The 13,311-nt window shown below is 67.0% G+C and carries 13 protein-coding genes; 5 read left to right on the forward strand and 8 right to left on the reverse strand.

The annotated features are described in order from the left end of the window. Positions 1 to 756, reverse strand: coding sequence for an SDR family NAD(P)-dependent oxidoreductase (locus tag WC597_RS14630; RefSeq protein ID WP_372694422.1), 756 nt, complete (start codon positions 754 to 756; stop codon positions 1 to 3). 70 nt (positions 757 to 826) lie between these two features. Between WC597_RS14630 and WC597_RS14635 the strand changes: the two genes are divergently transcribed. Together WC597_RS14635 and WC597_RS14640 are read left to right on the forward strand one after the other, a co-directional pair. Then, on the forward strand, positions 827 to 1,084 hold the full coding sequence (locus WC597_RS14635) for a CopG family ribbon-helix-helix protein (protein ID WP_372694424.1): 258 nt from the start codon (positions 827 to 829) through the stop codon (positions 1,082 to 1,084). After that, the gene (locus WC597_RS14640; protein ID WP_372694426.1) at positions 1,081 to 1,395 is read left to right on the forward strand and encodes a type II toxin-antitoxin system RelE/ParE family toxin; all 315 of its coding nucleotides are present in this window, start codon (positions 1,081 to 1,083) and stop codon (positions 1,393 to 1,395) included. Before WC597_RS14635 ends, WC597_RS14640 begins: the two co-directional genes overlap by 4 nt. Before the next feature lie 11 nt (positions 1,396 to 1,406). On the opposite strand, the gene purF is transcribed toward WC597_RS14640, so the two are convergent. Genes purF through radA form a run of 3 tightly spaced genes read right to left on the reverse strand, consistent with a single transcriptional unit; the run spans position 1,407 to position 4,937 of the window. After that, positions 1,407 to 2,912: an amidophosphoribosyltransferase gene (gene purF, locus WC597_RS14645; RefSeq protein ID WP_372694428.1), complete on the reverse strand. Its 1,506-nt coding sequence runs from the start codon at positions 2,910 to 2,912 to the stop codon at positions 1,407 to 1,409. A gap of 26 nt (positions 2,913 to 2,938) precedes the next feature. Beyond that, complete coding sequence (locus tag WC597_RS14650; RefSeq protein ID WP_372694430.1) at positions 2,939 to 3,535, reverse strand: CvpA family protein; 597 nt, start codon at positions 3,533 to 3,535, stop codon at positions 2,939 to 2,941. A gap of 31 nt (positions 3,536 to 3,566) precedes the next feature. Further along, positions 3,567 to 4,937 carry a DNA repair protein RadA gene (gene radA / locus WC597_RS14655; RefSeq protein WP_372694432.1) on the reverse strand — a complete coding sequence of 457 codons (1,371 nt, stop codon included), beginning with the start codon at positions 4,935 to 4,937 and terminating at the stop codon, positions 3,567 to 3,569. Positions 4,938 to 5,120: 183 nt separating this feature from the next. Here radA and WC597_RS14660 point away from each other — a divergent pair, with 183 nt between their 5' ends. Together WC597_RS14660 and WC597_RS14665 are read left to right on the forward strand one after the other, a co-directional pair. Further along, positions 5,121 to 5,750, forward strand: coding sequence for a Yip1 family protein (locus WC597_RS14660; protein ID WP_372694434.1), 630 nt, complete (start codon positions 5,121 to 5,123; stop codon positions 5,748 to 5,750). 139 nt (positions 5,751 to 5,889) lie between these two features. Further along, positions 5,890 to 7,179, forward strand: a complete 1,290-nt coding sequence (locus tag WC597_RS14665; protein WP_372694436.1) for an amidohydrolase family protein — start codon at positions 5,890 to 5,892, stop codon at positions 7,177 to 7,179. Positions 7,180 to 7,192: 13 nt separating this feature from the next. Here WC597_RS14665 and alr read toward each other — a convergent pair whose 3' ends face one another. Beyond that, positions 7,193 to 8,233, reverse strand: coding sequence for an alanine racemase (gene alr, locus WC597_RS14670; protein WP_372694438.1), 1,041 nt, complete (start codon positions 8,231 to 8,233; stop codon positions 7,193 to 7,195). A 60-nt stretch (positions 8,234 to 8,293) separates the two neighbouring features. Here alr and WC597_RS14675 point away from each other — a divergent pair, with 60 nt between their 5' ends. Beyond that, positions 8,294 to 8,620 carry a hypothetical protein gene (locus tag WC597_RS14675; RefSeq protein ID WP_372694440.1) on the forward strand — a complete coding sequence of 109 codons (327 nt, stop codon included), beginning with the start codon at positions 8,294 to 8,296 and terminating at the stop codon, positions 8,618 to 8,620. A 24-nt stretch (positions 8,621 to 8,644) separates the two neighbouring features. Here WC597_RS14675 and WC597_RS14680 read toward each other — a convergent pair whose 3' ends face one another. The 3 genes from WC597_RS14680 to WC597_RS14690 form a co-directional block, all read right to left on the reverse strand. After that, complete coding sequence (locus tag WC597_RS14680; RefSeq protein WP_372694442.1) at positions 8,645 to 10,135, reverse strand: replicative DNA helicase; 1,491 nt, start codon at positions 10,133 to 10,135, stop codon at positions 8,645 to 8,647. A 144-nt stretch (positions 10,136 to 10,279) separates the two neighbouring features. Next, a complete protein-coding gene (locus WC597_RS14685; RefSeq protein ID WP_372694444.1) occupies positions 10,280 to 10,645 on the reverse strand; it encodes a hypothetical protein in 366 nt (121 codons plus the stop codon). A gap of 161 nt (positions 10,646 to 10,806) precedes the next feature. Next, positions 10,807 to 13,230 carry a TonB-dependent receptor plug domain-containing protein gene (locus WC597_RS14690; protein ID WP_372694446.1) on the reverse strand — a complete coding sequence of 808 codons (2,424 nt, stop codon included), beginning with the start codon at positions 13,228 to 13,230 and terminating at the stop codon, positions 10,807 to 10,809. Between the last annotated feature and the right edge of the window lie 81 nt (positions 13,231 to 13,311).

The following is a 13,311-nucleotide window of genomic DNA, read 5'->3' on the forward strand; positions in this document are numbered from 1 at the left end:
CTAGACCAGCGCTTCCGTCGTCGGTCCGGCCTTCCAGTCGCGGAACCGGATCGTCAGCGGGGGCGTGGCGTCGCCGTTCGCCAGTTCGACGACCAGAGGTCCGATCTCGGACGGATGGGGCAGGCCGGACGGGTCCTCGCCCGGATAGGCCTGGGCGCGCATGGCGGTGCGCATGCGGCCCGGATCGACGATGCTGGCTCGCACAGGCGTGCTCTCGATCTCGTCGGCCCAGGCCTTCACCAGGGCCTCGGCGCCGGCCTTGGTCGCGGCGTACATGCCCCAGAAGGCCTTGGGCGCGCTGGCGACGCTGGTGGTGAAGTGGATGGCGCGGCCGGCGTCGGAGGCGCGCAACAGCGGTTCCAGCGAGCGGATCAGGCGATAGACGGCGGTGAAGTTGGTCTTCTCGATCTTGGCGAACTCGCGCGGATCGGCGTGGGACACCGGCGTCAGGCCTGACGGCCCCATGGTGGCCGCGGCATGGACCCAGATGTCCAGCTTCTTGAACCGTTCGAAGATGGCGCCGCCCAGCCGATCGATGGCCCCGCCGTCCACCAGATCGAACGGGATCAGGGTCGCGTGGCGGCCGGTGGCGGCGAAGATGGCGTCGTCCAGTTCCTCCAGCCCGCCCTGCGTGCGGGCGGTGGCGATGACGTGCGCGCCCGCCTTGGCCAGGGCCAGCGCGCTCTCATAGCCGATACCGCGCGAGGCGCCAACGACGAGGGCGATACGGTCGTGCAGGGGGAAGGCGTCGGTCATCCTCGGGTGGTAGGAGTGGCGACGCGACGGGTCAATGTGTTACATTGCATGACATTCAAGCGAGGCGATCATGGCGAAGTCGGCGACGCTCACCCTCCGGGTCAGCCAAGAACTCAAGGACAAGCTGGGCCGCTATGCCGAGCAGACTCAGCGTTCGCCTTCGGCGGTCGCCGAACGCGGCCTTGAAGCGTTCCTTGATCGTGAAATGGAAATGCAGATCGCTATCGACGCCGCGCTCGACGATTTCGAACATGGGCGCGTCGTGGCTCACGAAGAGGCCATGCGTCAGATCCAGGCAACTATCGACAAGCATCGGAAGACCGTTTGAGGCATGTCGAGTGGTCGCAGGTCGCACTGGCTCAATACCATTCCGCCATCGACTATCTCGCGGAACGTAACCCCGATGCGGCGCAGGATGTGGCGGATCGTATCCGAAGCACGATAGATGCTTTAGCGCGTCGCCCGATCGGTCGTCCCGGCGAGCGATCAGGCACCTATGAAAAGGCGGTGCTGCGCACGTCTTACATCATCATCTACAGCCTGGTCGGCGGTGCGAACGACAGCTTGCGTGTCTTGCGCGTCTATCACACCGCCCAGAATTGGACCGATTGGTCGCCGATGCCCGACGAAGAAGTCTAAGCCTACAAGCCCTACGCGCTGACCAGCAGCGACAACTGTTTGGCGCCGAACTCGCGGCCGCCTTCCTCGATCTCGCGATCCAGCAGGCGGGTGGGGTAGTCGCCGGTGAAATAGTGGTCGGTGAACTGGGGTGCGGCGTTGTTGCGGCCGGTCTCGCCCATCGCCTGATACAGGCCGTCGATGGACAGGAAGCCGAGCGAATCGACCTCCAGCAGGTCGCGCATCTCTTCCAGCGTCTTGTTGGCGGCCAGCAGCTGGGCGCGCTCCGGCATGTCGATGCCGTAGAAATCGGGGAAGAGGATCTGGGGGCTTGCCGAGCGCAGGTGGACCTCTGTCGCGCCGGCGGCGCGCACGGCGCGAACCAGCTTCAGCGAGGTGGTGCCGCGCACGATGGAGTCGTCGATCAGCACGACGCGCTTGCCGGCGAGAGCCGACTTGTTCGGGCTGTGCTTCATCCGCACGCCCTTCTGCCGGGCGCCCTGGCTGGGCTGGATGAAGGTGCGGCCCAGATAGTGGCTGCGGATGATGCCCATCTCGTAGGGGATGCCGCTTTCCTGGGCATAGCCAAGAGCCGCCGGCACGCCCGAGTCGGGCACCGGCACGACGATGTCGGCATCGACGCCCAGCTCGCGGGCCAGGCCCCGGCCCATCTCCTTGCGGACCTCATAGACCGAACGACCGTTCACGACCGAATCCGGGCGCGAGAAATAGACGTATTCGAACAGGCAGGGGCGAGCCACGCGCGCCGGGAAGGGTTTCATCGACCGCAGGCCGCTGTCGTCGATGACCACGATCTCGCCGTGCTCGATGTCGCGGACGAAGGTGGCGCCCATCATGTCCAGGGCGCAGGTCTCGGACGCCAGCACCCAGGCCTCGCCGACCTGACCCAGAACCAGCGGCCGGATGCCCAGCGGGTCGCGCGCGCCGATCATCTTGGTGCGCGTCTGCGCGACCAGCGCATAGCCGCCCTCGATCCGCGCCAGGGCGTCGATGAAGCGGTCGACGATCTTGGCTTTGCGGCTGCGGGCGATCAGGTGAAGGATGACTTCGGAATCCGAGGTCGACTGGAAGATTGCGCCTTCGCTGACCAGCTGGCTGTGCAGGAATTTGAAGTTGGTCAGATTGCCGTTGTGCGCCAGGGCGATGCCGCCCTGGTCCAGGTCGGCGAACATCGGCTGGATGTTGCGCAGGAAGGAACCGCCGGCGGTCGAATAACGGGTGTGGCCCACGGCCGCGCTGCCGGGCATCCGGGTCATCAGGTCGGCACCGCCGAAGGCCTCGCCCACCAGGCCCTGGTGACGTTCGGTGTGGAAACGCTCGTCCCTGACGCTGGCGATGCCGCAGGCTTCCTGGCCGCGATGCTGAAGGGCGTGCAGGCCCAGGGCGACGATGGCCGAGCCTTCGTCCGCGTCCGCGCCCCAGACGCCGCAGACGCCGCATTCCAGACGAAGCTGGTCGTCCTCCGGCTCGCGCCAGTGCTCGCGGTGGACGACGGGATCGGCGATATGGTGGCGCATCGTGGGGCTCCGATGACCGGGGAAACTTAAGGGGCGGCTTCGCGCGGCGAGTTAGGCTCTGATTGCGTCGGGGGCAAGGCTTCGTCGTCCGAAAATCCCCTGCGCACGGACGAATCGACCACGGGGGTGATCGCGTCGGCGCCGCGTCCGAGGCTGGGCAGGACGATCTGGATGGCGCGGGCCCCCGTCGCGCTGACCGGATAGAGGGCCGCATTGGTCAGCCAGCGCGGCGTCCGCTCGCCCGGCAGGGCCGCCACGACGACCAGATGCACGGCGCCGATCAGGACCAGGGCGCGGATGCCGCCGATCAGCAGGCCGAACACGCGATCGACGCCGCCAAGATGCGGATTGTCCTTGGCGCTCTTGGAGATCATCGACCCGACGAGGCGCAGGCCGAAATAGACGACGAAGAAGGTCAGGACGGCCGCCAGGATCGACCCGGCCCATTCGGGATCCACGAACGAACGGCCGATGCCGGCGGTCCACGGCAGGCTGATCAGCGCCACCAGGGCGGCCAGGGTCGCGCTGAGCAGGGTGATGACCTCGCGCACCCCGCCGCGCACCCAACCGGCGGCGACGGAAAACATGATCACCACAATGGCGAAGACGTCGTATCCGGTCACGCGTTCGGGATCCTGCGGCTGCTACGAGGGTCTAATAGCGGTTCTGCGAGATTCGTTCGACCACATCCGTCAGTCGCGTCACCGACGTCACCTTCACCCCCTTGGTCTTGGCGGTCAAAGTCGGGCTCAGAACCTGATCGAAGCCCAGTTTTTGCGCCTCGCGCAGGCGGGCCTCCGCGCGGCCGACGCTGCGGACCTCGCCCGACAGGCCGATCTCGCCGAAGACGACGCAGCCCTGGGGCAGGGAGACGCCGGTCGCCGAGCTGATCAGGGCCGCCGCCGCCGCGAGGTCCGCCGCGGGCTCGTTGATGCGCAGGCCGCCCGCGACGTTCAGATAGACGTCCTGATCGCCGAAGCCGAAACCGCAGCGGGCCTCCAGCACGGCCAGCACCATGGCGAGGCGTCCTGTTTCCCAGCCGATCACGGCGCGGCGCGGGGTGCCATAGGCGGATTTGGACACAAGCGCCTGCATCTCGACCAGCACGGGTCGAGAGCCCTCGATCCCGGCGAAGACGGCGGCGCCCGGCGCGCGCTCCTTGCCCTCGCCCAGGAACAGGGCGGACGGGTTGGCGACCTCGCGCAGGCCGCTGTCGCCCATTTCGAACACCCCGATCTCGTCGGTGGCGCCGAAGCGGTTCTTGCCGGCGCGCAGGATGCGGAACGGATAGCCGCGCTCGCCCTCGAAGGTCATGACGGCGTCGACCAGGTGTTCGACCACGCGGGGGCCGGCGACCTGGCCGTCCTTGGTGACGTGTCCGACCAGAACGACCGCCACGCCTTGCGACTTGGCCAGCCGCACCATTTCGCCGGCACAGGCCCGAACCTGGGTGATCGAGCCGGGGCCGCTCTCGTGCACGTCGGACCACAGGGTCTGGATCGAATCGACGATGACGATGTCGAACTGCTCGCGCTTCAGCGTGCCCAGGATTTCGCGCAGCGCGGTCGCCGCCGCCAGATTGACCGGCGCGTCGGCCAGACCCATTCGCTTGGCGCGCGCCCTGATCTGCTCGACGGCTTCCTCACCCGAGATGTAGGCCACGCGGGATCCCTTCAGCGCCGCCTTGGCCGCAACCTCCAGCAACAGCGTGGATTTGCCCACGCCAGGGTCGCCGCTCAGCAATATGGCCGATCCCGGCACCACGCCGCCGCCGCAGACGCGGTCGAACTCGGCCACGCCCGTGGTGATGCGCGGCGGTTCGGGCGTGTCGGACTGAAGGGTCTCGAATTGAATGCCGCGCGATCGGGCCGAGGTCGCAGCCGAGGGTTTGATCGCGCCGGGCGGGGCCGAACGGCTTTCCTCGCTGAGGGTGTTCCACTGACCGCAGGAACTGCACTGGCCCGACCATTTGCCGTGAACCGTGCCGCAGGACTGACAGACATAGAGGGCGGAATCGCGAGCCATGGGCTTCCTTAGCAGATCGGACGGTGTAGGCCGCCTGTTCGACGGCGCATGGCCTGTTTCCACGACAGTTTCGGTCGTACACGCAACCTTTGCCATACCAAGGTATTGAGAACCCGTCGCACGCCCTTGCTACTTGAGGCGACGCAACGTCAACATCCGACCTTATCCATCGCCGAGGCGCCCATGACCGATCCGACGTCCCAATCACAACCCGCCGTCGATCCGGCGCTCGTCGCCAGGGTCAAGGGAATGCTGCTTCAGCCCAAGATCGAGTGGCTGCGCATCGACAGCGAGTTCGCCACCACCAAGAGCCTGTTCACCCGCTATGCGATGATCCTGGCCGCCATCGGTCCGGTCGCGACGCTGATCGGCAGCGTGGCGTTCGGCCACGCCTCGATCGTCAGCGCCCTGGTGCTGGCCATCGTCTCCTATGGCCTGTCGCTGGCCAGCGTCTTCATTCTCGGCATCATCATCAACGCCCTGGCGTCCAGCTTCGGCGGCGCGCCCAATCAAGTGCAGGCGATGAAGCTGGCGGTCTATGCCTCGACCGCATCGTGGATCGCGGGCGTGTTCAACCTGATCCCGCTGCTCGGCTGGCTGTCGATCATCGGCGGCATCTACAGCCTGGTCCTGCTGTTCCTGGGTCTGCCGATCCTGATGAAGGTCCCGGAAGACAAGAAGGTCGTCTATTTCATCGTCGTCCTGATCGCTGGCATCGTGCTGGGCATGGTGATGGCCGCCATCATCGGGGCTATCGCCCTGACGTTCGTGGCCTCGACGGCTGGTCTGGCCGCCATGGGCGCAGGCTACTGAGATAGACGCGGCGCGCGGTGGGGACCGAGGTCAGCACTCCAGCTGATGGCCCCCGCCGCGAACGGCCTCTGATCGCTTTCTTCGTTCCACTCCGCCGATTCCGTGGCAGGATCGGCGGATCACGGGGATGGGGATTTTCATGACACTCTGCAAACGCGCCATTGCCGGCGTAGCGACGCTGGCGATGACCCTGATGGCGAGCGCCGCCTGGGCCGAGACGCTGGTCGTCACCGCCGACCGCATGGTCGATGTCGAGCGTGGAGTCTATGTCGCCGCTCCTGTGGTGGTGATCACCGATGGCCGGATCGTCTCCGTCGGCGACCGCGTCCCGGCCGACCTGCCGGCGGATGCGAAGCGTCTGGACCTGCCGGGTCTGACCCTGCTGCCCGGCCTGATCGACATGCACGTCCATCTGGGCGGCACCCCTTATGTCGCCGGTTTCGAGGCCCTGCGGTTCGCCGACGACTTCGAGCCGATCCTGCAGGTCCCGCATGCGCGCGCGACGCTGATGGCCGGATTCACCACGGTGCGGAATCTGGGCGGTCCGCCCTTCGCCGATGTCGCCCTGCGCCAGGCCATCGACGGCGGCTTCGTCGAGGGGCCGCGTGTCGTCCCGGCGGGGGTTTCTTTCGGCGCGACAGGCGGTCATTGCGATCATACCGGTCTGCCGCATTCGATGGAAATGCGGAACGAATACAACGCCGACAGTCCCGACGCCGCCCGTCACAGCGTGCGCGAGGTGCGCAAATACGGCGCCCAGGTCATCAAGGTCTGCGCTACCGGCGGCGTCTTCTCGAACAACACCGAGCCTGGCCAGCAACAGATGACCGAGGCCGAACTGCGCGCCGTCGCGGACGAGGCGCACATGTGGGGCCTGAAGGTCGCCGCCCACGCCCACGGGACCGAAGGCATCAAGGCCGCCATCCGGGCCGGCATCGACACCATCGAACACGCTTCGCTGATCGACGACGAGGGCATCCGCTTGGCCCGAGAGCACGGGACGTGGCTGTCGATGGACATCTACAACACCGACTTCACCCAGGCGACCGGCACCGAGTTCGGCGTCACCGAGGACAATCTGCGCAAGGACCGCGAGATCGCCCAGGCCCAGCGCGACAACTTCCGCCGCGCCCACCACGCCGGGGCGCGCATGGTGTTCGGTTCCGACGCCGCCATCTATCCGCATGGCCGCAACGCCGAGCAGTTCACCGTCATGGTCCGCTTTGGCATGAGCCCGGCCGAGGCCATCCGCGCCGCCACCTGGAACGCGTCGCAGGCCCTGGGACGCGAGGCCGACGTGGGCGCGGTGTCGGTCGGTCGTTACGGCGATCTGATCGCGGTGGCGGGCGATCCGCTGGCCGACGTGACCACGCTCCAGACCGTGCCCGTGGTCGTCAAGGGCGGCGAGGTAGTCAAGGACGCGCGGTAATGTCCGGCGCCGTCTAATCCACGTAGCGACGCGGGACGCGCGTTGTGATCGAGGTCAGCAGCTCATAGCTGATGGTCCCCGCAGCCGCCGCCGCGTCGTCGATGAAGAGGTTCGCGCCGAACAGCTCGACCGGATCGCCGACCGCGACGTCCAGGCCGGTGATGTCCACCGCGCAGACGTCCATCGAGACCCGGCCCAGCAGCGGTCGGGTCTGGCCCGCGATCCAGACCGCGCCCTGGGGCGAGTAGGACCGCAGCAGTCCGTCCGCATAGCCCGCCGCCACCGTGGCGACTCGCATCGGGCGCTCGGCGATGAAGCCGCGCGAATAGCCGACGCTCTCGCCCGCCGGCACGTCGCGCACCTGAAGCACCTGGGCCGTCAAGGTGGCGACGGGGGCGATCCGGGGATCGGGCCGTCCCTCCGGCCCGCCGCCGTAAAGGCAGATCCCCGGCCGCACGGCGTCGAAGGCGAACTCGGGGCCCAGGAAACAACCGCTGGAGTTGGCGAAGGATCGGATCACGCCCGGATAGCGATCCACCACGCCCGCAAAAGCGTCGCGCTGGCGCCGGTTCATCGGATTGGCGGGTTCATCGGCGCAGGCCAGGTGGGTCAGGACCAGGGCCAGGCCGTCGAAGGCCTCGGGCGCATCCTCGGGCCGGACGCCCAGCCGGTTCATGCCGGTGTCGATCTGCAGGCCGCACGTCCCGCCGCCCGCCGCCAGCCAGGCCTGAATCTGCGCGGGATGGTTCAACACCGGCCGCAGGTCCGCCGCCTTCAGCATCCCGGCGTCGTCGCCGTGGCAGCCGTCGAGCACATAGATGACGGGACCATCGGCGCCCAAGGCCGCCCGCAACCGAACCCCTTCCGCCGCTCGCGCCACGAAGAAGGTCCGCGCCCCCTCGGCCATCAGCCGTGTCGCTACGGCTTGCGCGCCCAGCCCATAGCCGTCCGCCTTGACCACCGGATGCACCGGCTGGCCGCTGACGGCGCCCAGCGTATGGTAGTTCCGCGCCAGGGCGCTGAGATCGACGGACAGGACGGCGGGGGTCAACATCCGCTCGTTATGCCCCAAGTTTTTGACGATGGAAGAGGGGAAGGCTGTTAGGTTTTGATCATGACGTTCGTTCCGCATCAGCCGAAGCGCAGCCAGCCGTTGTTAATCTGGCTGATCGTGGCCAGCGTAGGCGGTGTGCTGGCGACGGCGCCGGCGGGGGCCATGGCGGCGGCGACGCTCATGGGCTTCGGGACTGATCGTTCTGTTCCGGCGCAGATATTCTTCTGGACGGTTCTGACCCTTCCCATCGCAATCCTGGTGTCACCGCTCCTGGCCTGGATCGCCTATGGACTGAGACAGCCAAGACTGGCGCTGGGGTTGAGCCTTGCACCCTTGCTATGGGCGGCTGCTATAGGCTTGAGCGTTCTCGGTTCAGGACCGCGCTAGAAGACACGCAGGCGTCAAAGCGACTTACTCGTAGCTGACCTCTTCATAGCCGTGCGCCAGGTTGCCGAAGCGGACAGTGTCGGCGTCGAAGGCCAGTTTGACGATGCCGATGGGGCCGTGGCGTTGCTTGCCGATGACGACCTCGGCCTGGCCTTGCAGGCGGTCCATGTCCTGCTGCCATTGCAGGTGTTCTTCTGAACCCTCGCGCGGTTCGGCGCGGCCCAGGTAATAGCTTTCGCGATAGACGAACATCACGCAGTCGGCGTCCTGCTCGATCGAGCCGGATTCGCGCAGGTCGGACAGTTGCGGGCGTTTGTCGTCGCGCTGTTCCACCTGACGCGACAACTGCGACAGGGCGATGATCGGCACCGACAGTTCCTTGGCCAGGGCCTTCAGTCCGCCGGTGATTTCGGACACCTCCTGAACCCGGTTCTTCTGGCCACCCGCGTTGCCGGTCGTGACCAGTTGCAGATAGTCGACGATGATCAGGTCCAGCCCGTGCTCCATCCGCTTCAGGCGGCGCGCGCGGGCGGCAAGCTTGGACATGGACAGGCCGCCGGTGGCGTCGATGTAGAGGGGAGCCTCGCCGATCTCGACCGCTGCGTCGCGCAGCTTGCCGAAGTCGGTGGCGTCGATCTCGCCCTTGCGCAGCTTGTCCGACGACACGCCGGACGCATCGGCCAGAATACGCATGGCCAGCTGTTCGGCGCTCATTTCCAGCGAATAGAAGGCGACCACTCCGCCGTTGACCGTCTTGCGGCCCTCGGGTGTCGGTTCCCACTGATAGGCGCGGGCCACGTTGAAGGCCATGTTGGTGGCCAGGGCCGTCTTGCCCATCGACGGACGGCCGGCGAGGATCAGCAGGTCGGAGGGGTGCAGGCCGCCCAGTTTGCGGTCCAGGTCGTTCAGGCCCGTGGCCAGGCCCGCCAGCTTGCCCTCACGCTGATAGGCCTCGGCCGCCATCTGAACGGCGCCGGACAAGGCGTTGGAGAAGCTGACGAATCCAGACGACGGCTTGCCCGTCTCGGCCAGCGAATACAGGGTCTGTTCGGCCTGTTCGATCTGTTCGTCGGCGGGGGTCTCGGGATTGGGCGCCTCCTTGATCATGTCGCCGCCGATGCGGATCAGGTCGCGGCGCAGCGCCAGGTCATAGACGACGCGGGCATAGTCGGGCGCATTGGCGGCGGGCGGCGCGCGGTCCACCAGATCGGCGAGGTAGCGCAGGCCGCCGAACTCCTGAAAGGCCGGATCCTGCTTGAACCGCTCCATCAGGATGGTGGGCTCGGCCAGCATGCCCTGGCGGATATGATCCTCGACCGCATCGAACAGCCGCTGATGGAAGGGTTCGTAGAAATGCACTCCGCGCAGTCGGTCGTTCAGCCGTTCGAACACGGCGTTGTCGAACATCAGCGAGCCCAGCAACGCCTGCTCGGCTTCCAGATTGTGCGGCATCGAACTGACGCCGCCGTTTTCCATGGGCGAGGACGAGAAGGGCATGGGGGCGAAGGCGTTCATCGATTAACGCTTTAGCCGTCCCATACGCCTGCGTCAGACGAGGACGTCGCCTGCACCGTGGACAGATTGTTGGGGCTGGGGACGAACCGGAATTCCTCAATCGGATTTCGTCCGTCCTGCGAAGGATCGTCGATCCGCCTGACCCTATCGGCAGGGATACTCCGCCGCCATCCATTCGCGCATCGCCTGGGTCACGCTGATGTTGCGACGCGCGGCGGGAATGGTGTTGAAGCGGGCCAGGATCTGGTCCGGCGAGAAGCCGACCTTTTCCGGCATGCAGGTCGCGGGCGGTCGTCCGGCCGTCGTGGCGGCGGTCTGTTCGGCGCGAACCGTGCGGGCGGCGCCGCGAAACTCGGCCATCAGCCGGCGCGTGTCCGAGCGCAGCAGGGCCGTCGGGTTCTGAGGGATGGCGTTGGCGGTGGTCAGAAACTCCTGCACCGTCATGGCCTGAGCGGCGCCGGCGATAAGCGATAGCGCGACGACGCCTGCTGCGATGGTTCTGGTCTTCATGTCGGTCCCCTCCAGAGCCCCCTCTGGCAAGGCCAAGGTTGAACGCCGATATGTGTCGCAACTGCGGCGCGGTGGAGGGGCTAAGCTGAAGTTTTCGTAATCCGATCAAGGAAAAGGGCGCTCCGCAGAGCGCCCTTGCCTCATAGCTCGTCAGCTCGACCTCACCATTTCAGGCTGACGCGCGCATAGCCGTAACGCCCGTTGAACCCGAACGGCGAATAATAGGGGAAGCCCAGCACGCCGTTGGAGTTCAGCGTTCCCGGCACGAAGTCCGGGTATTCGTCGAACACATTGTCCACCCCGATGGCTACGCCGACGCGTTCCGTCAGCTGAAAACGGCCTTCCAGATCGACGACCGTCTTGGCGCCCGTGCTGTAGTCGTTGGCCGGAACCGACCCGGCCTGCAGCACGTCGCCATAGTAGGTGGCGCGGACGGTGGCGCCCCACTTGTCACGGCTCCAGTCCGCCGCCGCCGAGACCTTGGTGTCCGGCGTGCCGTCTTCGATGGTCAGGATGCGCTGGCGGGCGAACAGGGTCGGGACCGGGTTCAGCACCGACGACGAGGTCGGCAGGCTGTTGACCGACACATCGTTGATGTTGGCCGCCAAGGTGAAGTCGAAGTCGCCGAGCGTGTCGGTCGGCAGACGATAGCGGCCCACGATGTCCACGCCCTCGGTCGAGGTCGAGACGCCATTCAGGAAGAACCGCGCCGCCTGGATGCCTTGCGGGTCCAGCAGGCTGGCGACCTGGGGCGAGAAGGAGCGGTTGATCAGCTCCGAGAGCACGATCTGGTCCTCGATGTCGATCTTGTAGGCGTCCACCGTCAGGTCGAACCGGCCCAGGCGGATGACCGCGCCCAGCGAATAGTTGGTCGAGGTCTCGGCCTTCAGCGGGCGGGCGCCCAGGGCCGCAGCGACGGCGCTGGTGGCGGGGAAGGTGCCGGTCTCGACCACGGCGCCGTTCTGGATCACCGAGGCGGTGGAGGTGAAATACGATTGCTGCAGAGACGGGGCGCGGAAGCCGGTCGAGACCGAACCGCGCAGGGCGAAGCTGGGCGTGAAGTCATAGCGGGCCGACAGCTTGCCTGTCTGGGTGTCGCCGAAGTCGGAATAGTCCTCGAACCGCACGGCGCCCTCGACACGCAGCTTGTCGGTCAGGGGGATTTCCACGTCGGCGTAGGCGGCGAAGTTGTCGCGATCCACATCGACCGCGTTCGAGGGCTGGAAGCCGACGAAGCCCTGGGCGCCCCCGGTCAGGGCGGCATTGGCGCCCAGCGGGCCGCGATTGTAGCTTTCGGGCTGACCGGCCTCGATCTTGTAGTTCTCCCAGCGCTGCTCAAGGCCCCAGGCGAAGTTCAGCGGGCCGCCGGACAGGCCGACCTCGAACTCGCGGCTGAAGTCGGCGCCCAGCACCAGCTGGTCATAGATCAGGCTGCCGGAATCGAAGCTGGTCGGCGAAGCCGCGCCATAGGTCGCGTTCAGCGAGTCCTCGGTGCGGAAGTCCAGCGCATTGCGGCCATAGGTCACGCTGACGTCCGTGTTCCAGCCGGCCAGTTCGCCGCGCAGTCCGCCGGCCAGCGAGGCGTCCTTGGAGTTGATGGCCACCTTGGGTAGGAAGCCGTTGGGATAGATGGCGGCGACATTGTTGGCGTTGTCGGACAGGCGAGGGAAGGCGGCGCCTTCGCTGTCGCGGTCCTGATAGCCGGCCCAGCCATAGGCCTCCCAGCCGTTGCCCAGGCCCTTGCCGGCGTTGGCGAAGACCGTCCATTGCTCCACGTCCGGGTCGCCGAAGCGGGCGGTGATCGCGCCGTTCGCCGCCGCGCGGGGGTCATAGTCCGAGCGGTTGGTCGATTCGCGGTTCAGATATTCGGCCGACAGGGTCAGGAAGCCGTCGTCGCCCAGCGAGAAGCCCTGCCAGGCCGAGGCCGTCACAGTGCCGCCGTCCTGTTCGTCGCGTTCGCCACGCGCGGTCTTCACCGTGGTGAAATACTGGCCGTAGGTCACACTGGCGCCGCCGCCGCTGGAGGCTTCCTTCAGGCGCAGGTTCACCACGCCGGCGATCGCGTCCGAGCCGTACTGGGCCGAGGCGCCGTCGCGAAGCACCTCGACCCGGTCCAGGGCGCCGGTCGGGATGGTGTTCAGGTCGACGGCGGCCGAGCCGCGACCCACGACGCCGTTGACGTTGACCAAGGCCGAGGCGTGACGCCGGGTGCCGTTCACCAGCACCAGCGTCTGATCCGGTGACAGGCCGCGCAGGGTGATCGGGCGGATCGAGTCGGTGCCGTCGTTGGCAGACGGGCGCTGGAAGGTCAGCGACGGGACGGCCTGGGCCAGGGCGGTGGCGAACTCGGTCGTGCCGCGCGTCTGAAGCGCCTGCGCCGTCACCACGTCCACGGGGGCCAGGGTGTCCAGGCGCGAGCGGTTCTGGACCCGCGTGCCGGTGACGACGATGTCGTCTACTTGGGCGGCGTCATCGGCGGTCGGCTCAGCGGTTTGGGCGAAGACGGGAGCGGCGGTCAGCAGGGCGAGCGTTGAGACGGTCGCGAACAGGGCCGGGGCGGCGGCCCGTTGCAGGGTATTGCGCATTGAGAGATTTCCTAAGGCTTGTTTTTGGCGCGAGCGCGCATCGCCGTCGCTGATGGCGGCGGGCTTTGAAGTCGATCTGAA

The sequence above is a fragment of the Brevundimonas sp. genome, from assembly GCF_041648115.1.
Classification (GTDB): domain Bacteria; phylum Pseudomonadota; class Alphaproteobacteria; order Caulobacterales; family Caulobacteraceae; genus Brevundimonas.

Coding starts and splice junctions, on each gene's coding strand:
- WC597_RS14675 (WP_372694440.1), top strand. CDS start 8,294: ATGACGTTCGTTCCGCATCAGCCGAAGCGCAGCCAGCCGTTGTTAATC.
- WC597_RS14630 (WP_372694422.1), bottom strand. CDS start 756: ATGACCGACGCCTTCCCCCTGCACGACCGTATCGCCCTCGTCGTTGGC.
- WC597_RS14680 (WP_372694442.1), bottom strand. CDS start 10,135: ATGAACGCCTTCGCCCCCATGCCCTTCTCGTCCTCGCCCATGGAAAAC.
- WC597_RS14685 (WP_372694444.1), bottom strand. CDS start 10,645: ATGAAGACCAGAACCATCGCAGCAGGCGTCGTCGCGCTATCGCTTATC.
- alr (WP_372694438.1), bottom strand. CDS start 8,233: ATGTTGACCCCCGCCGTCCTGTCCGTCGATCTCAGCGCCCTGGCGCGG.
- purF (WP_372694428.1), bottom strand. CDS start 2,912: ATGCGCCACCATATCGCCGATCCCGTCGTCCACCGCGAGCACTGGCGC.
- WC597_RS14635 (WP_372694424.1), top strand. CDS start 827: ATGGCGAAGTCGGCGACGCTCACCCTCCGGGTCAGCCAAGAACTCAAG.
- WC597_RS14690 (WP_372694446.1), bottom strand. CDS start 13,230: ATGCGCAATACCCTGCAACGGGCCGCCGCCCCGGCCCTGTTCGCGACC.
- radA (WP_372694432.1), bottom strand. CDS start 4,937: ATGGCTCGCGATTCCGCCCTCTATGTCTGTCAGTCCTGCGGCACGGTT.
- WC597_RS14665 (WP_372694436.1), top strand. CDS start 5,890: ATGACACTCTGCAAACGCGCCATTGCCGGCGTAGCGACGCTGGCGATG.
- WC597_RS14660 (WP_372694434.1), top strand. CDS start 5,121: ATGACCGATCCGACGTCCCAATCACAACCCGCCGTCGATCCGGCGCTC.